The sequence below is a fragment of the Kribbella sp. NPDC056861 genome, assembly GCF_040687575.1.
Taxonomy (GTDB): Bacteria; Actinomycetota; Actinomycetes; order Propionibacteriales; family Kribbellaceae; genus Kribbella.
The window spans coordinates 1-19737 of the sequence record NZ_JBFBNQ010000004.1 but is presented as its reverse complement, the minus strand read 5'-3'; the positions used below and the strand labels follow the sequence as shown (position 1 = coordinate 19737).

Genomic DNA, 19737 nt, shown 5'->3' with positions numbered 1-19737 from the left:
ACCCCTGCGGATGCACCACAGTTTCTTTGCCTGGACCGGGCTCGTCGCGGTAATACTCCACCGGTACCCGCCCCCACCCAGCAGAGGAGTCACCTCGTGCGCAGACTCATCACCGCGATCACGTCGGCTGCGTTGGCCGCCCTGATCTTCTTGCCGTCGCCGGTCGCCGAGGCTCACCATCGGCCGGACCTGCCGTTGACCGAGGCGCAGTTCGAGCAGATGTTCCCGAACCGCCTGCCTTTCTACACCTACCAGGGACTGGTCGACGTCCTGCGAACCTATCCCCGGTTCGCCAACACCGGTTCCAGGAGCACCCAGAAGCGGGAGATCGCGGCCTTCCTGGCACAGGTCGACCACGAGTCGGGCCAACTGCGGTACCTGATCAACCAGAACCCGGCCAGCTGGCCGGTCTTCTGCGACCGGACCCAGAGCTACGGCTGTCCGGCCGGGCCGACGGCGTACCACGGTCGCGGCCCGATCATGCTGAGCTGGAACTTCAACTACAAGAACGCCGGCGACGCCATCGGCAAGGACCTGCTCAACCACCCTGAACTGGTCGAGACCGATCCGGCCGTCGCCTGGACCACCGCTGTCTGGTACTGGATGACGCAGAAGGGAGGCGCCAAGCTGACCTCACACCAGGCAATGCTTTCCCGGGCAGGGTTCGGTGGCACCATCCGAGCGATCAACTACCCGGAATGCGACGGTGGCAACCCGGCGGCGATGCAACACCGCGTCGAAGCCTTCAAACGCTTCGCCCACATCCTGCACGTGTCCCCGGGCCGCAACCTGACCTGTTGAGTTCCCGCCACCCAAGCAGCCGGAGTGTCAGCCGGCTGCTTGGATGAGGGTGGGCTGGGTGGCACTCGCGGCCTGGACGGCCTCATGGATCTGCCGGGCGGTGAGATCGGCGCGAGCCAAGAAGGCGACCACACCGTCCTGGACGGCAGCCACCTGTTCCTGAGGTTGGATCGGACCCGCGACCAGAACCACCGGCGCGGCCGGATTCTCAAGAAGAGCGCGGTACCGCGCGAGCTCGGCCCGATCGAAGCGGAGTTGCGCGACGACCAGCACCTGCGCCTGCGGCAGGTCGACATCGAGCAGGAGCACCAAGTCGCCCCGGGCCCGCAGCAGATTGGCCAGCCCGTACCTGCTCAGAGCGTCCGCCGAACCGATCCCCACTCTGGTTCTCCCCATGGCCGCGACTCTACTCAGATTCTTACCTTTGGGAAGACTTCACGCCCAACTGGTAAAACTTTCGGTTATCGCCGCGGCATCCGGAAGGTGATGGTCCGGACGTCACCGCCGCGGGCCGGCTCGAGTACCGTGATCATCCGGCCGGCCGAATAAGCCACCAGTTGCCAACGGCCCGTGCCGTCGTGGGGATCCACTGACAGCCCTCCCTCCCACTTCCCGCCGAAGACGCCGGTGACACCGCGGATCGAGCCGTCCGGCAGCTTGATCGTGTTGATGACGTTCTCCTCGCCCTGGAAACAGAACGAGCCGAAGTCCTCGGTGTAGATCCGGACGGAGCTGGAGTCCTTGCAGTTGACCTGCCGGGGCGCCGCGGACGCTTCGGAGGTGACCGTCAGACTGACGACCGTTCCGGCGGCCAACACGGCGGCGGTGATTCTGGTCTTCTTCGTGCCCATCTCGGGATGTCCTTCCACGAAATCTCTCCAATGGTCAGAAGATCTACTGACCATTGGAGAGATTCACCGCGCCGGGTGGCTCACCTGCGAGCAACGTGCGAACAGCAGGTAGCTGGTACCCGAATCTCCGGTGACACGGGATGGATCAACTCGTCGAAGGTGCGCCCGCGGCCTGCCACTCGATCGATCGCATCAATTCCACCGCCGAGCTCAGAGCTGTCACGCTGGTCTGCCGACCTGTGCCTCTCGGTAGTTCCCCGTTGACCAGCGCTGCGCCGTAGACCTGTTGCAGGTGTTCGACGACTTCGGCTTTGGCCTCTTCGAGCCGTGGAATCCGGCCCATGGCCGGGATCCCGGTCCCCGCGAACAGCAGCTCGACAAGTGCCCGCCACTTGGCCGTCGAGCCGAACTGGTTGAGGAAAGCACCCACCTCGCTTGGTTGAACTTTGTTCAGCGCGGCGAGCACCCTCACCAGCACTCTGGCCGCGTCGACGAACTCCGGGTACGCGTTGGAGACCGGAGTCATTTGAAGGAGACCAGGTACCCGCAGCTGCAGCTGCAGCGCGGCAGCGAACGACTCGACCATCTCCTGTGCCCACCACTGGGTCAGTCCTTCCTCGAGCAGTCGATGGACACTGTTCCAATGGATCCGGTCAATCTGCCGATTACCTCCTTTCGTCGCCAACAGGTGCGTCAATTCGTGCAGCAGATGCTCGAGAGCGGCCATCTGCAGGGCGGCCGAGCAGAACGTCGGCGCCGGCTCGAAGAACGAGCGCAACGGGCCGGTGATGCTCTCTCCGAGAACCAACGTGCCGCCCCAGGCTGCGAACGCCCTGACCGCGGTGGTCTCCACCAACCATCCGTCCCAGTGCCAGGTGTCAGCACCCGCCAAGCGCCTCGCCACCTCGATCGACTGCAGCATCAGGCCCTTGAAGGTCGACGGCGCGGGCAGGTGCTCCGGGTACTGCCGTGGAAGGTCGAAGAACGTCCACCTGAACGCCCCAGGCACAGCAACTTCGACTTGTGCGGCCGTTCCTCCGGTACTCCGCAACGCCAGCGGTGAATCGATTCGCTGACCACCAGCCGCGGCAGCGTCGAGCCAGTACATGCGGGCTGAAGCCGCCGGGATCGCGCGCCGGGCGACGGCAGCCCCGCCCGGACCGTCACCAGCATGCACAGCGTTGAGATCCCGGAGGACCAGGCGCAGATCTCCCTCGACCAAAGCCTTGGCCGCCGGTACTTCGGCAGCCGGAAGCCGGCCGTAAAGTCCACTGTGGTGGAACAGCAAGTCCACGACCCGCCGCCACTTCGCCGACGGTGCGACCCGGTTGAGCTCCGCGATGACCTCTGCTTCCGAGATCCTGCCCAGCCCGGCCAGGGTTCTCGCCAGCTTGGCGACGGCACCGACGTACTTCGGCTGGGCCGTCACGACCGGTGCGATCGCGTCCAGCTCTGGCGTCCCGAGCTGGATCTGTCGCAGCACCTGCTTCCACACTCCCACCGCACCGAGTTCCGCCGCGCCCTCTGCGAGAGCGTTCACCGCCTGGTCCTGCACGGCGATCCGCTCGATCTCCCAGTTGTGACCACGTTGTCCCATCAGGTGCAGGAACTCGTGGACAGCAGTGATCACGGCTTGGACGGCCTGCTGACTCAGACCACCGCCAGGTGGCACCGCCAGCAGTGTGCCCAAGGGAGTGAGCGTCCGGTCGAGATCAAAACTCACGCTGTGATCCCAGTTGGCCCGGCCCAGCGCCCCACCCCTGATCGTGACCAGGGTCTTGTTCCAGCGAGAGTGCTCCGCGTCGACCTCACGCCGCGTTGCCTCCGCGAGCAGACCGAGAAGCTCATCGAGCGTACGCGGGCGAGGTAGTTGTGCCGGGTACTCGTCCGGAAACCGCAGAATCCTTCGACCGAGCACTGTTTCGCTACTGCCGCCCGTATCCGTGAGGAGCCGGGGCATGCCTGAGGTGAACCAGTCCGGATCCGGTTGATTCGCCCCGGCCGGCCATCCGGCCACCTCCAGGTCCGACACGGCTGGTGGATGGATCTGCCACCCTTCCCCACTGGAATCGCTGATCTGGCGCATCCGGCCCGAGCCTGCCCGGAAAGCCTGCCTGGTGACCTCTACAGCGCCGCGAACATCGTCCATGGGCAGGGCTTCCAGACCGCGGAACACCTCACGTATTTCCTGCTCCACGAGCGCCCTGGCGACCTGTGCGTCGTCAGCCGGGAGCCGCTCGGACAGACCGCTGTAGCCGAACCACAGCTCGACGGCCCGCGCCCACTTCTGCGATGCCGGCAGCCGGGTGAGTTCAGCCAGGACCTCGCCGTCAGAGGTTCTGCCCAGGCCGGCCAGAGTCCTGACCAGGGCTGCCACCGCGGCCGCGTACTTCGGCTGAGCCGACCTGGTCGGCGTCATCGCCCTCAGAACCTCGCTGTCCTCTTCGATCCCGGCCAACGCCCGGCGCCACGAGAACACCGCTTGCAACTCCTCCGCGCCGTCCTGGAGCGCGATCACCGCGACGTCGGTCTCCTGCGACCAGGCCGGAGCGCGCAAGGCCATCAGATGCTGGATCTCACTGACGAAAGCATTCAGCAGGGGAAGGGACGCGGGCGGCTCCAGCACCGAATGTTCCGTGGCCCGGCCGTTGGCCTGCTCGAGCAACGCCGTATCGACGACCCGCCGGATGGCCTGCGCCCCCAACGTCAGAAAATCGACAAGAGGCCAACGATGCGACAACTGCTGAGTCGAGTACGGCGGGAACACGAACTGCGACGAAGCGGCTACTGCGCTACTCCCGCCCGCCTCAGGCAGTGCAGGCCCTACCGGCAGCAGCGGAGGTGCAGCTGGTTGACCACCGCTCGTCCCCAGGTACATCAATCGCATCCGCTCGGAGACCCGCGCCAGCGCGCGCAGGCCCACGGTCGCCCCGCCGGACACATCGTTGACCCCGAGAGGCGCCAACTCTCTGAACGTCGTCCGGAGCTCGCGCTCGGCGGCCGCCGCCTCGGCCACAGACGTGCTCTGCGGGAGGTCCTTGGAGCGGAGCCACAGCTCCGCCACCTTCGGCCATTTCTGCGACGGTACGACCGCATTCAGCTCAGCCAGGATCGAGGAAGGGCTCAGGCCGGCTCGCGGAGTCGACAGCGCGTTCACGACCTCCCTGACGGCGCCGACGTACTTCAAATGGTACCGAGCCCCTGCCAGGCCGGGAACATCATCGGCACCGAGCCCGAGATCTGCCAGGACGGACCGCCACATGTCCGCCGCACCCAACTCGGCGGCACCCTCCTCCAGCGCCTTGACCTCCACGGCCCGTGCGGATCCGTGTTCGGTCGCCCAGTCCTGACCACGCAGACTCATCGAATGCAGGAGTTCGTGAATCAGCGTGATCATCGCCTGAGCCTGCTCCAGCGTCACCGCCGCGCCAGGCGCGCGAGCCAGCAAGGTGCTCAGATGACTGATCACATCTGCTCGGTCGAGCAGCAACGTCTGGGAGTCGCAGGGGGTCTCCGGGGGATGGTCGCCACCACACCCGAACCGCCCACGGGGGCCGTTCCGGGTTTCGAAGACGGTTCCGTTCCACTCGCTGTGCCCTGCGCCGATCCGCCGTCGAACCACCACCGCGGTCCGCACCAGCAACTGGGCGAGATTCTGCGGCCGAGGCAGTTCCGCGGGGTTCAGATCGCCGAGCTCCAGCCGCGACCAGTGGAGCACCTCGATGTCACCGTCCGTCACGTGCCCGGAAGGCTGATCCAGCCCGCTGTGCTCCGATCGCCCGGCGAACACGTCGGACAGCCTGCGGACCCTGTTCATCGCGGCGTGCCCGATCGGCACCCGGTGCGGATGTGCTCGAACCCGGTCGACGGTCTGACTGATCTCACGCCAGGCCTGCTCCCCCAAGGGTCCTGCCAGCGGGAGCGACGAGGCGGTACCCGGCAAACCACCAAGAGTTCGGAGCGGTACCCGGGCCTTCTGCACGATCAGGCTCTTCACCGCGGCGTGCAATCCGGGTCCGACGACGCCGTCGAGTCCGGACGCCGCGAACACCAGATCTGCGATCACCTGCCATTTACGGGCCACACTCTCCCGGTTCAGACGGGCGACAACCTCTGGACCGCTCATCCCGGCGTACGCTCCGAGACGATCGGTGAAGACCGTGAGAGCGGCCTGATAGCGCTCGTACCTAGCCGGTACCGCGCCCCCCGCGAGGTCGGGGACGAGCCGGTTCAGAGCGAGCCCACTGATGCACTCGTCCAGCGAGGCGAGCGCGGCGCGCTCGGTGATTCCTTCCTCCAGGGACAGATCGGACAGGTCGCGATCCAGGTCGGTGACGGTCACATCGTCAGCGGCTCTGATCAGGTGGAACTGCTCATGGAGAAGGTCCCGGACGGTGGAACGCATCTGCAGGACGGCGGCGGAGTCGTGGCGAACGCCGGCCGGACTCGGTCGGAGCAGCTCCCGTAGTACCTCGATCTTGTGCGCCTTCATGGCGATCGATCCGTCGGCGAGCGCCTCGGCATCGGCGTGAGCGAGATCGTCGAGCAAGGTCACGGGCTTACGGGACCAGAGAGTTCGCTCTCCACCGGCCAGCCCGCGGGCAAGCTGTGCGGAGCGGTCGAAGAGCTCGTCCAACGTCGCCGGCGGCCGGATGCCGTGCGGCGCCTGGTGGATCACCACCGGTGAGCTCGGGCCGGCGGTGCCGTGGGTCTGGGGCGGCAGCGGGCTGAGGTGACGACTCCACAATCGGTCGGTCGGCAGGCTGAGCCAGTGCAGGGTCGCGCGCAGGTGGGGATGCCGAACGAAGCGAGCGATGGCCTCCAGACCCGCGTCGATCGTGCGGATCCCGATCGCCGAGGCCTTCGCGAGGGCGGACACCGACTCCAGGTCCTCGACCTGGCGGAAGGTCGAGCGCATCTTGCGTTCGACTCCGGCCAGGGCCGGCCGGAGCAGGCTGGGAGACACTGCGTGGGTCGCGCCGGTCGCGTCGAACAACTTGCGGACGGCCGTCGGCCAGGTGGTGGCGAAGTCCTGTCTGGCCAGGTCTGTCAGGACCTCGATCTCGGTCTGGCCGGTCAGTTGACCCAGTCGGTTCGCCAAACTGCGGGCCGCGAGGGTCGCCGTCGGGTACGCCGTACTGCCGCTCTCCCCGTGCGCGATCGCCGGCAACCGGTCGGCCAGACCGGAAGCAGCAATGAAGGCATCGAGTTGCTGCTTGGCGAACGCCTCGGTCAGTCCTTCCACGAGTGAGCGGCCGGCCGGCTTCGCCATCGCGCGCTGCTCGGCGCGTGCGTCGGTAGCAGCCGGATTCGAGGAGTGCACCCGCTCGTGCAGCACGATCGTCAAAGCGTTGCGCACAGTGACGACGTACGAGTCGAGGCCGCGCGTCGCGATCGCCGTGGCCAGCGCTTCCGGCGCATCCAGGAGTGTCCGCAACGGAGCCGTGGCGGCGTGCAGATCGAGTTCCAGCGTCCCGTTCCAGTGTGAGACGCCAGTAATTTTCCCAACGCCGATCGTGTCGTGCAGTACCTGGTTCCAGGTCGACCGGTCGGCATCGGTCAGCGCCAGGACGAGGCCCTCCGAGTTCTCGACGAACCGGTCGAAATCCGTCAGCGGCGGATCCTCAACGGTTCGCTGGGCGCCGAATCTGGTGATCCGGACCACAACAGACTGCTCAACCGACGTCGTCGGTGGACGGGCAGCACCGATCAGCCGCTGGGGTGGCGCCGGCGGGAGCTGCCGGGCAGCCACCGCGAACGCGTCGCGGACCATGCTCCGACCCGCCCGGGGCGCGAGGTCCGGGGCGATCTCACCCCAGGCGAACATCGAACCCCGAAGGTCGGCCTCGATCCTGACCCTTGCTTGCCGATGCATCGCGGCCGGCAGCGCGGTGCCCAGCCCGGCGGCATCGAAGACCGCGTCGACCAGAGCCGGCAACTTCTCGGCCGCGCCGCGCCCGTTCACGTGATCGAGCAGCCAGCTGCCCGACCGGCCGGTGAGCAGCCCGAACTCCTCGCTGAACGACAGTGCGATCCGGGCCACGGTCTCGTAGGCGATCCGGGCCAGAGGTCCCCCCTGGTAGCGGCCGAGCAGTCCGGTCCGATCCAGGAACCCGGTGCCATGAGCAACGGTTCCGGCCTGGGTGAAACCTTCTTCGAGATCCTCGATCACGCGATCCTTGAAAGCCTTCTGGTCACCGGCCGATTCGTCGCCGTACCGGCGCAGGAAGTGCGTCAACTCGTGCCGCAACTCCTCCAGCGCACCCAGCTCGGCAGCCGTCAGTGGGTCGATTCCACCCCTCTGGTACAGCCCGTGCAGCGGGACCAGAACTCGCGTGCGGTTCAGGAACATCGTCCCGTCCCAGTCGGCGCTCGACGGCCCGTCCGTGGCCCGGACCTTCCGGTTCCAGCGCGAGTCTCCCGCCTTGGTGAGCTGACGGACGATCTCGTCCGAGGCCTCCAGCAGCTCGTCCAGACTCGCCGGTGGCGCGGCGTCTGCCGCGCGATTGATCCGCGGCCCGAAGTCCCGTGCGTAGTCGGGCGGTACGGAGTCCGAATCGGTCATGGACGCTGGTGACGATGCCGGGTAGTTCTGTCTCCCTGTTGCGGTCGGCACGAGGTCGTTCGGCGCGGCCGGGACCTGTGGCGAGTGCCAACCGGTCGGGTCACCCGGAGTCGCCTTGATGTCCATCACGACCTGCTCGAGGTTGCGCACCGCTCGAGCACCTGCGGCTTGGCCGGCCGGGACAGCCACACCCATCTCGTCCCAGGTCAACTTCCCGGTCTTCAACTGAGCGAACTCGACCCGCACCTGTTCGATGATCCTCTGCTTGGCCAGGTCGTGGAACTCTGCCGGTACGACGCTCTGCAGACCCTCCCCGGAGAACACCGAATCGCCCAGAGCTGTCCACTTGCTGCCGAAGGAGTGGCCGGCGAACTCGGTCATCGCCCGTTGCAACGAGGTCGCGCTCAGGTCGGCGACGTACTTGATGACCGGAACCACTGCCAGGACGAGATGGTGGTAACCACTGACCGTCGTGGGGTCGAAGCGCCGAGGCAACCGGTCCCGAATCTGAGGGAGCGTCTGCACGATCGCGGGCGTGCAGTAGATGGCTGCCGCTTCCGTGATCCCTTCCTCGAAGTTTGCCGTCGCCGCGTTCTGGTAGGCGATTTGCTCCGTCCCGAGGTCCTCGGCGTCGTTCGTCGTGTGATGCAGGAACTCGTGCACCGCGGCCTTCACCCCGTTCAGCCTGACCTCTCCCTGGTAGGCCGACGGGGCGTCACCGCCGTGGAGCAACTCACGGAGGGACTTCAGCACGGAGAGCTGGTCGATGTCGATCGCGCCGTCCCAGTCCACGAGCGTCGCACCGTGGGTGGTTTCCCGCACCCGCCCGTTCCAGCGCGATCGGACAGCGCGACAGATCCGGAGTGTGCGGTCCGAAAGATCCAGCAAGAGCCGGCCGAGCTCGTCCAGCTGGCCCTGTGTTCGCAACGCGTACAGATCCATCTCCCGATACAGGGCGAGCGTGTTCCAGTCAGGCGACGGGTCCACCCGTAACCGGGCGTCCAGCTCCGCCGCCATCTTGATCAGACGGTCCGACGTACCGTTGGCCCGCGCCATGGCGCGTGGTCTGACGTCCGCCGACCCCGGCATGGTTTCCAGGCCCCGGAAGAGCGTCAGGATCCACGACTCGAACTGTGCCTTCAGGCGGTCCCGGGCCACGGCAGGTATCGCGGCCGAGAGGCTCGTGGCGTCCAGATACAACTGAGCCAGTGCGGCCGACTTCCCCGCCGGCCCGAAAGCGCCGGTCAGCTCGGACCGCAGATCCGGCACGGTCCTGCGATTGATCGAACTCAACCTGGCGAGCAGGACGTCGACAGCCGCGACCGCTGCCTTGGCGAAACCAGGCCGCTGCAAGCGGTTGTAGGCCGGACTGAGGCCGGGCAGGCCCAGCGACTGCAGGAACTCATCGGCCCGCGCAGCAAGCCAGCCGTCCAGCACTCCCGATTCCAGCGTTTTCGCACCGGCCTGTGTCACCGGCTCCACCGCGGCGGCCCGGCCCATCAACGGGAGCATGCTGAAAATCAGCTGGTGAACGGCCATTCGATAATCGCTGCGACTCACCGCGCCGACCAGTGGACCTGAGCCGTCGGCAGGGAAGATCTGCCGAAGCACACTAGATGCCTCCGGGTCCAGCGCCAACTCCCGTCCCGACCGGACCCAGTCCTGCGACCCGATCCCGGGCCACTCGACGAGTTCCCGGCTCCAGTTGGTGCCGGCCGCCCGAGTCTGCCCCTGCAGGGTCCGCATTCCCCGCAGTACAAGATCGTCGAACGTCGACGGCGTCCCCGCTCCTGGGTCACGCACCATCCTTTCGGGGTACCACGTCACCCGCGCATCATCGGGAACACCCAGCGACAACGGTGAACCACCATCGCTGCCAGGTGCCTGGTAGCCACCGGCGTTCTGGTTTACCGGCACCGGCTGATGAACCCGATCGACAGCGGACGACAGCATCGCCCTGGCCAGCGAGGCGCCCGCCGCTCCAGCGGTGCCCTCGTTCAGAAGATGCCAGTTGCTCACCTGGATCCGCGCGGAGTTCTGGAGCCCGGCCTTCTCGACCTGCTGCAGTCCTAGCGGTGACTGCTTGGCCAGCCCCCTCGCTTCGAACACCGCGTCGACGAACTCGGTGAACTTGGCAGCCGCGCCGACTCCGTTGAGCCGGTTCACCAGCGCACGACCCTGCAGGCCGGTGGCCTTCCCGAACTCGGCAACGAAAGCCTGCGTCGCGCGCACCAGCGACGGATAGAGCTCTCCCGCACCACCCGGCTCAGATCCTGGCAACCTCCCAGCCAGGCCGGTACCGGCCACCAGCTCGTCGTGCAGCATCACCGCACCGGCGGCGGTCCAGGCCTCTTCGAAGTTCCGCACCGCCCAATCACCCCGGTACGCCGCCGCGTCCGCGGTGGCGTCGGAGTCCAGCTTCGCCAGGAAGTGCAGGTCCTCGTGAAGCTTCGTCTCCAGCGCCAGCCGCAGCTCGGCACCGCTCACCGCCTTGCCGTCGAAGTACCGCTCCAACGGCGTCAGCACCGACGCCCGGTCCAGGACCAACGTTGCGTCGTACCCGGCCAGCGAACCTCCGTCCGCCGGACGGATCCGGCGGTTCCAGCGCGAACCCTGTGCCTTGACGAGATCCCGGGCAACGTCCGACGACCGCTGCAGGAACTCGTCCAACGGGCTGCTCGCCGGCACCAGCGAGAAGTCACGCGGTTCGAAGGGCAGTACCTCGCGATCTCCTGCCGGTGCCGGGGCGGCCAGACCAGCGTCCACCATCTCCAGATCTTCGGAGGGCGTACTCGCCGCCCAGAGCTGCGGTTGGTAAGGGGTCGATCCGATCAGTTCGACGACCGACTTGAGTTCGCGGACGGCTGCCGCTCCCTCGGCGGCCGACAATTTCTCGGTGACCGCCAACTCCTCGGCGCTACCGCCCTCCTTGATCGTGGACACCTTGGCGAAGACCAGCCGTACCCGTTCGGCGATCGCCGTTCGGGCAGCCTCGTGCGAGATCGCCGGCACGACCTTGGACAGATCGCTCGCCTCGAGCACCTCGTTCCCCAGCGCCCACCACATCCGGGAGGTCGAGTGTCCGTTCAACCGGCCCAGCACCGTCTCCCGCGGCACCCGGTGCAACCCGGCGATCCAGTCGACCACCACTTCCACCGCGGGCACGTAGTTCGGGTAGCTGTCGTTCAACTCGAGCCGATCGATCCCCGGCACCCGCTCCCACACACCGGGCAACCGGCGCAGGAACTCCAGCCGGAACGCCTTGGTCGCGGCCGTGACGAGTCCTTCCCCCCAGGCCAGCGTTGCTTTGTCCCCATCTGCCAACTCGTCGGCGACCCGATCGACGGGGTGCTTGACGAACGAATGACTGAGCTCGTGCAGGAGCGTGTCAGCACCGTCCAGGACGGCAGTCAGCTCTTTGTTGCTACCCATGACCTGACCAGGGCCGAGTTCAGCCAAACGGCGCAGTGGCCTGGAGTGCTGGAAGGTCATCAACAGTGCACTGTCGTATTCGAACTTCCCCACCAAGGTCTTGAGGTTGGCCTCGCGCAGTACCAACGACCACGAGGACCCGGACGCCGTGAAGAGGTCCATCGCGACGCTCCGCGCATCGAGCAGCAACTGCTCGAAGGGGGTGACCGTCCCCTGCGTCATCGACTGGTTCAGGTCGGTCTGCCGGAAGATCGGCTCGCCCCGGCCGTTCTTCGCCGACTCGATCGTCTGCAGCAGGTAAAACGCCGAGGTAATCGCTCGCCGCTCGGCCCGTACCGCCGTCTCCGGGCCGGTCAGTGCCGCCAGGTCTCGCAGCAGGTTTCGCAGCCACGCCTCGACCTGCGGCTTGAGCCGGTAGATCCCCATCGGGCCCACCGCCGCCCGTAGTCCTGGCAGATCGACGAACAACCTCACCAGGGCAGGCAACTTCTCTGCCGTGCCCAGTGCTGCCAACCCCGTCACCAACTCCGCGTACGGTCGGTTCAGAGCACGCGCCAGAGTCTTCAGGACCCGGCCCACGCCTTCGTACGGAACAGGTGGGAACAGATCCGCCGCGGTGACAGCTCGGTCCAGAATGCTCGGCACGACCGGTGGCAAACCCGTCAGCCGCAGGAACTCGTCAAGCCCCTGCCAGGTCAGGGCATCACGGATCCCGTCGTCCAGCACAGCGAGCTCGGCCTGCTGGTACGCCGCGACATCCGCGACCCGATTCGTGCCCGGGGCACCGACGTACCGCAGTACCTCACGCATGAACTCCAGCACAGCATGCCGGTACGCCGGCGCCGCGACCCCTCCGAGCCCCGGATCCCCGCCTGCGGCGATCACCGCACGCAGCGGCCCGGCGACCTTCTCCCCGTCGAGGTTCAGAGGTTGCTGTCCGTCCCAGAACCGCTGGGCTCCCGGCAGCATCTCCTCCAGCGCGCCCTTCGACCGCACCAGCAGATCGTCGAAGGAGGCCGGACGACCGGCAGGTGCGCCGAAACCATCGCCGGGCCCACGTCCGACGGACAGCACGTCGTCGATGCCGGGCAGCGACAACCGAGGGATCGGCAAACCCTGACCCGGCAGTCCCTCGACGCCGCGCAGAGTCTCGTTCAGCGCCCGCGCCAGCGAAAGGCCCGCCGCGACGGAGTCAGCCACTCCGACCTGCTGCCAGCTGCTCAGCTCGGCCCGCGTGGTGCCGGCCAGAGCACTCTTCGCGCTCTGCCGGAGCCCGGTGGCGATCTGCCCGAGCAGTGGACGGTGCTCGAACACGACCTCGGCGAGCTCGTCGAACTTTCCGGCCGCGCTGACACTGTTCAGCCGGCTGACCAGCACCCTTGCCGGTACACCGGTCATCCTCTCGAACTCGCCCAGGAACGCCTGTGTCGCCCGTACCAGTGCCGGATAGAGCCTGCCCGCCGTCCCCGGCTCGGCCGACGGGAGCTGATCCGTCATCCGCAGTCCGGCCACCAGTTCGTCCTGCAACCTCACCGCACCCGTCGCGGTGAAGGCCTCCTCGAGGTTTCTGGCCGCTGTGTCGCCTTCGTACGCCGCTCGGTCGGCGGCCGGATCCGCGTCGCGCCTGGCCAGGAAATGCAGGTCCTCGTGAAGCTTTGTCTCCAGTGCCAGCCGGAGCTCGGCACCGCTGACCGGCTCGCCCGCGAAGTACCGCGCGAACGGCGTCAGCACCGACGCGCGATCAAGGTACAGAGTGCGGCTGTAAGCCGCGGTCGATCGTCCGCTGGACGGCAGGATCTTCCGGTTCCAGCGCGAGACCTCAGCACCCACCAGATCCTGCGCCACCTGCGCGGACCGCTCCAGAAACTCGTCCAGAGGCCCCTGCGCCGGCAAGGCCCCGAAGTCACGAGGCGCGAACGACAGCACCTCACCGTCCCCGACAGTCCGCGGCGCAGGCGCCGCCATACCGACATCGGGCGTCCAGGCAGCCGGATCGGCCGGGTTCGCCGCGATCCGGTAGAGCGTCTGGTCCAGGGCGCGAGCGGCTGCCTGTCCAACAGCCGCTGCAGAGCGTCGCTGCTCGTCGACTTCGCGACCTGCCTGGCCGGCGAAGACCGCGCGGACCTGCTCACCGATCGCCTCATGAGCCATCGGGTGGAGCGCTCCTGGGATGCGGGCTGCCAGTCCGGCCTGATCGAAGGCCAGGTGTCCCAACGCCTGCCACTTGTAGCCGATCGACGGGGCGTTCAGGTAGTCGAGCAACTGCTCGTAGGGCGTGCCTCGCAAGGAGGCCAGATAACCGACAACAGCCTGCACCGCCGGTAGGTGTTCCTGGTAGCTGAGGGGGACCTCGACGTGGGCGAGTTCCGGGACCCGATCCAGTAGACCGAGCCGGCGGGCGAACTCCGTGCGGTGCCGACCGGCCGCGAGTTCTGTGAGCCCTTCGACGAGCTTGCTGGTCCCGGCGGTGCGCATGGCGAGTTCCGCCTCCGCACTGGTGTCCCCAGGACTCCTCGTCAGCCGATGGATGTGTTCGTGCAGCAGGATCTTGATCGCCCCGGCCCCCTGGACGATCAACTGCTCCGAGTGCTGCCCCGAGGGGACGGCTTCGACCAGCCGCCTCAACGGGAGCGTCACCGCCTCCGCGTCGAAGTCCAGCGAACCGTTCGAGTTCGAGGCCGACAATCCTGTCCCGTGGATCTCCCGGAACGTCCCGGACGCCGTCGACCGGGCGCCGTAACCGATCAGCTCCGCGGCGATCCTCGGTGCGTCGTCCATCAACTGCTGGAACCTCGTGAGCTGGGTGCCGCTCGCCGCGAGCTCTCGAAGATCGGTCTCCTGGTAGAGATCCAGTGACTGCCAGTCCGTCCGGGTCCGGGCGTCGACTGTCCGCTGGGCCAACCGCTGCACCATGCCGAGCAGGAACTCGCCCGTCAACCAGCCCAGGCCGTTGGCCGCGCTGATGGAGCGTTCCGGAGCCATCTCCGTCAGATCGTGGAACATGATCAGCAGCCAGGACTCGGCCTGCAGCTTGATCCGTCGCAGGTCGGCAGCCGGCACCAAGGCGCCGATGCCGTACAGATCCAGGTGCAACTGCGCCAGTTCCGACAACTTCGCTGCGGGGCCGTGCGCACTGCCCAGTTTCATCAGTACGTCGGCCGCCGACCGATCGGACGCCGCGACCAGACCGTTGACCAAGCCGACCACCGCGTCGACCGCGGATCGGTCGAGCCGGTCGGCCAGCGCCGCATCGAGTTGCGGGTCCAATGGCGGCAGGCCGACGGACCGCACGAAGTCCGCGGCGAAGTACCTGGTGAAAGCGTCGATCACCCCCGTGCTCAGCTTCTCCAGGCCAGGCCTCGACAAGTCGGATCCGAGCTGTCCAGCCGACGGCCGGCCCATCAGCGGCAGCATCCGCTGGATCAGTTCCTGCAGCGCGTAGCGGTACTCCAGCTGGGTCACTTCACCGATCCGCGGACCCGAGCCGTCGTCGGGGAAGAGCTTGCGCAGCGGGCCGGACACGCGATCCCGGTCGACCCTCAGTGGTCCGTGCTGCAGCCAGTCCTGCGAACCGATGCCCGGCCACTCGATCAGTTCGTTGTTCCAGAGGCTCTCGGGCGAGCCGGTCGACTGCCGCAGTGCCTGCATGCCGCGCAGCACTATCCGGTCGAACGTGAGCGGCCCGTCGTTCCCGGGACTCTCCACCAACTCCCGTGGATACGTCGTCACCTTGGCGTCTTCAGGAATACCTACCGACAACGACGAGGCACTGCTGGACAATGGCGCCTCGTACCCGGTGGTGTTCGTCACTCCTGGTATCGGCTGGTGGAGCTCGACGATTCGGGCCACGCCCCTGGAGGCAATGTCCTCGGCCGTGGACAACAGTTTGTTCGCGGATGATCGTCCGGCCGCCATCGCGTCGCCGGGCTCGTGGAGGTGCCAACTACTCAGCTCCGTCCGGGCCACGTTGTCCAGTTCTGCCCTGGCGATCTGATGGAGCTGAACAGGAACTCGTTGCGACAGCTTCGTTGCGTCGAACACGGCCGCGGCGAGCTCCGGAAACTTGCCGGCGGCACCGACGCCGTTCAGACGATTCACCAGGGTGCGGCCCGGCACCCCGGTGGCCTTCTCGAACTCGGCCGCGAACGTCTGTGTCACACGGGCCAAGGCCGGATACAGCCGGCCCGCCGTGCCCGGCTCGGCGTGCGGCAACCGGCCGGCCAACCCGACTCCGGCAATCAACTCGTCGTGCATCATGATCGCGCCAGTTGCGGTGAACGCCTCCTCGATGGTCTGTACCGCACGATCGGCCCGGTAGGCCGTTGCGTCCGCGGCGGGATCGGAGTCGCGTTTCGCCAGGAAGTGCAGGTCCTCGTGAAGCTTCGTCTCCAGCGCCAGCCGGAGAGCGGCACGGCTGACCGGTTCGCCCGCGAAGTACCGCTGCAACGGCGTCAGCACCGTCGCGCGATCAAGGTACAGAGTGCGGCTGTAGGCCGCGGTCGATCGTCCACTGGACGGCAGGATCCTCCGGTTCCAGCGCGAGACCTCAGCACCGACCAGATCCTGCGCGACCCGCGCGGACCGCTCCAGGAACTCGTCCAGAGGCCCGTCCGCCGGCACGGCCCTGAAGTCACGAGGCGCGAACGGCAGCACCTCACTTTCCTCGACGGTCCGCGGCGCGGGCGCCGCCGGACCGGCATCAGGCATCGCGAGATCCTCGCGGAGGAACTGCCAGTCCTGGCTCAGAGCTCTCATCGAGGAGTCGACCGCGATGACAGCGCGCCGGCCGATGTCGGCGGCCTGAGCGTAGGTCGGCCGCTCGCCGAATTCGTCGAAGGGCGCCCGGACCTGGTCGGCGATCCATTGCCTGGCCCTGGTGCGGAGACCGAACTGGAACCCGGGCGCCAGGTTGGTTCTGGACAGGACCAGCTGACCGATCGCTCCCCACTTGCCGCTCCGGTCGACACCGACCAGCCGCGCGAGGACCTCTCGTGGAGTCTGGTCTGTCAGCTCCGCCAGCCGGGCCACCAACGGACGCAAGGCGGCGGTGTGCTTCGGGAATCTGTCGACCGACTGGGTCGTGAGGACCCTTCGGGGCAGCGCTGCCCCGAACAGCTCCCGCAAGAAGTCGTCAAGGTAGGCGAGCGCCCAGGATTGGTGGATCCCGTCGTGTAGGACACGGTCGGAGACCCGCAGCGCGAGTTCGGCTGCCGCACGGTCGAACGACGAGTTCATCAGTAGGTGGCCAAGCGCGTGCAGGAACTCCAGCACGGCGTTCCGGAAGTGCTGTCCGGCGTTGGGCTGCGCCGACGTCAGCAAGCGGCGCAGTACGCTCGTCACCTCCAGCGAGAGTTCGAGCACCCCGTTGTCGAGTCCTGCCGACTTTCCCGCCGCACGTTCGTGCAGCACACCGGTCCAGCGCGAGGCGGTTGCCTGAGACAAGCTGACCGCGATCTGCGGTGCTCTGACCAGCAACTGCCCGAGGGGATCGAGAGACGGCAGACTCGCTTGGCGCGTCGCGTGATCCCCGAAATCCTGCACTGTGAAGGTCGTGCTCTCCGGCGAGATCGCCAGGGCCTCGGCCGTGCCCTCCAGCCGGTTCGCGGCCTCGATCCCGTGCCGCCTCGACCTCTCGGCGATTCCGGGTCCCGTCAGCGTCGACAGATCGTCGAAGAAGCACCGTAAGTCGTTCTCGAGTTCTGCCGTGACCTGCGCTCGTCGCCCCGGCGGCAGCGACCGGGACAGTCCGCTCGCCTGGACGAACTGCTCCACCATGACGGTGAGCTTTCCGCCCGCCCCGGCCGCGATCTCCGTCATGAGCTCCGCCTGAGGTCGCCCGGACAATCTGCTGATCCGCCGGACGATTGCTCCGACCGCAGGGGTGAAGCGTGGATGGGCGAGTGCCGCCGCCGGTAGCGGCTGTGAACCACTGGCAACCAGGTTCACCTGTGCGGCTCTCTCGATGATCCCGTCGTCCAGTCCGGCCGGCCCCGGTGCCCGGTACCCCCTCACTCCGGCCGTCCCCGGGACTGGTTCGGGTAGCTCGATCACCCGGGCGGGACCTCTGACGGCCAGGGAATCGGCAGTGGTCAGAAGCTTGTGAGCCAGGGACGTACCGGCGGCTTCGGCAGTCGAGTCGGTGAGCAGGTGCCAGTTGGCGACTTCGATCCGGGCCGCGTTGTCGAGATCGGCTTTGGCGATCTGGTGCAGGCTGGCCGGCACGGCCGCGCCCAGACTCCTCGCCTCGAAGACGGCTTCGGCGAGTTCGGGAAACTTGCCGGCGGCGCCGACGCCGTTCAGCCGGTTCAGCACCGTACGGCCCGGGATGCCGGTCGCTGTCTCGACCTCGGTGACGAAGCTTCGGGTCGCCCGGACCAGCGCGGGATAGAGGTCTCCCGCCGTCCCCGGCTCGACATCCGGCAGACGCCCGGCCAGGCCGATGCCGGCCACCACGTCGTTGTGCAACTCGACCGCGCCGGTCGCGGTGAAAGCCTCCTCGATGTTCTCGACCGCACGGTCGGCCCGGTACGCCGCCTCGTCGACGGCAGGGTCGGCGTCCCGCTTCGCCAGCAGATGCAGGTCCTCGTGAAGCTTCGTCTCCAGCGCCAGGCGCAGAGCTGCCCGGCTGACCGGTTTGCCGGCGAAGAACTGGTCGAGCGGCGTGAGTACTGTCGTACGGCCCAGCTCCAGAGTGTTGTTGTAGCCGGCGTACGACCCGCCCTCCGACGGGAGGACCGACTTGTTCCAGCGCGATATCTGCGCGCCGACGAGACCCAGGACGACTGCCGCCGAGTGATCCATGAACTGCGCCACAGTGGTCGGTGGTGAGATGGCTGACCCGCGGACCGCAACCGGCGTGGCCGTCAGCTGAATCGCCGGAGCGGCTGGAACCCCTGCCAGAGCAGGAAGTTGGGGCAAGTCCTGGGATGCGATCGGGCCGGGCGTGTCCTGTGTCCGGGCGACCAGGTGATCGACAACTGGTGCCGGCTCGCTCTGCAGCGGAGTGATCTTGACCTGCGAAGTCGCAGGGCTGTGTGCCTCGGCGGGCAGCACCAGAGACGATGCCGAAACCTGCTGCGACGGAGCAGCCGGCATCGGCGTATGCGGCGCGCCCACCGCGCTCGGCGCAGGCGTGCTGACGACGTTCGGCGCCGGTGAGCTCACGACGCTCGGCGCCGGTGAGCTCACGACGTTCGGTGCGTCTTGCCGCAGAGGTGTAGATACCGAGGGGAGGTGAACACCTCCGGCACTGACGTACTCGGTCGGAGCCGCGCTGATCCGGCTGTCGGGGATCGGGGTACCCCGGACGAGTCCTGTGGTGCCGATCTCGGGCGCTGTGGTGAGTGCGTTGGCGCGGAGTTGGAGCTGCCCGATAGTGCCGAACTCGAGCAGGTCCTCCATGCCGCGTGCTGCCTGGAACCCGCTGGTGAGCTGATCGGTCAGACCTGGAACAACCACAGGCATAGCAGGCGCAGAAGGCACCACCGTGGCCGGGCCCGGCGTCCCGGTCAGCGCGGACGCACGCAACTGAAGCTTCCCGGTGGCGCCGAACTCGAGCAGGTCCTCCATCCCGCGGGCTGCCTGGAAGCCGTGGCCGAGGCTGATCATCGACTCCCGGACCTGCACCCCGACCGGCGTCACCTCGAGCAAGTTCTCCACTGCGCGTGCTGCCTGGAAACCGCTGGTGAGCTGATCGGTCAGCAGGTCTGCGCGGACCTGGACCCCACCAGCCGGCCCGAACTCCAGCACATCCTCCATCCCCCGCGCCAAACCGAACCCCACCCCCAACGACCCACCACCCCGCACCCCCACACCCGGCAACACCAAATCCGAAAAATCCCTCGACCCGGTCCACCGGAACACCCCCGCCCGGCCACCCACCCCCGAACGATCCGGCGTATACGCCGCCGCCGACCCACCCCGCCCCACAAACCCCGCCAAACCCACCACACCGAACCGGTGCAGCCCCCACACCCCCCGCTCCCACACCCCCACCCGCAACGCCCCCACAAACCCCAACACCCGCAACTCATCCGAACTCACCGGCAACACCAACCGCGTCCACAACACACCCCCGTACGACCGCGC

Annotated in this window: 4 protein-coding genes; 1 reads left to right on the top strand and 3 read right to left on the bottom strand. The window is 67.4% G+C overall.

What is annotated here, in order from left to right:
• The first annotated feature begins 96 nt into the window (after nucleotides 1-96).
• A complete protein-coding gene (locus AB0P21_RS19660; protein WP_363698484.1) occupies nucleotides 97-801 on the top strand; it encodes a chitinase in 705 nt (234 codons plus the stop codon).
• 27 nt (nucleotides 802-828) lie between these two features.
• Here the strand turns inward: AB0P21_RS19660 and AB0P21_RS19655 are convergent, their stop codons facing one another.
• From AB0P21_RS19655 to AB0P21_RS19645, 3 genes are all read right to left on the bottom strand, one after another.
• Nucleotides 829-1197 (bottom strand): hypothetical protein, encoded by a 369-nt coding sequence (locus AB0P21_RS19655; protein WP_363698482.1) that lies wholly within the window; start codon nucleotides 1195-1197, stop codon nucleotides 829-831.
• A gap of 65 nt (nucleotides 1198-1262) precedes the next feature.
• A complete protein-coding gene (locus AB0P21_RS19650; protein WP_363698480.1) occupies nucleotides 1263-1652 on the bottom strand; it encodes a hypothetical protein in 390 nt (129 codons plus the stop codon).
• Between the two features lie 145 nt (nucleotides 1653-1797).
• A complete protein-coding gene (locus tag AB0P21_RS19645; protein WP_363698478.1) occupies nucleotides 1798-19407 on the bottom strand; it encodes a hypothetical protein in 17610 nt (5869 codons plus the stop codon).
• Nucleotides 19408-19737 lie beyond the last annotated feature (330 nt).

Bases quoted from the DNA above. Each gene is read 5' to 3' on its own strand.
- AB0P21_RS19655 (WP_363698482.1), bottom strand. From the start codon at position 1,197: ATGGGGAGAACCAGAGTGGGGATCGGTTCGGCGGACGCTCTGAGCAGG.
- AB0P21_RS19650 (WP_363698480.1), bottom strand. From the start codon at position 1,652: ATGGGCACGAAGAAGACCAGAATCACCGCCGCCGTGTTGGCCGCCGGA.
- AB0P21_RS19645 (WP_363698478.1), bottom strand. From the start codon at position 19,407: ATGGAGGATGTGCTGGAGTTCGGGCCGGCTGGTGGGGTCCAGGTCCGC.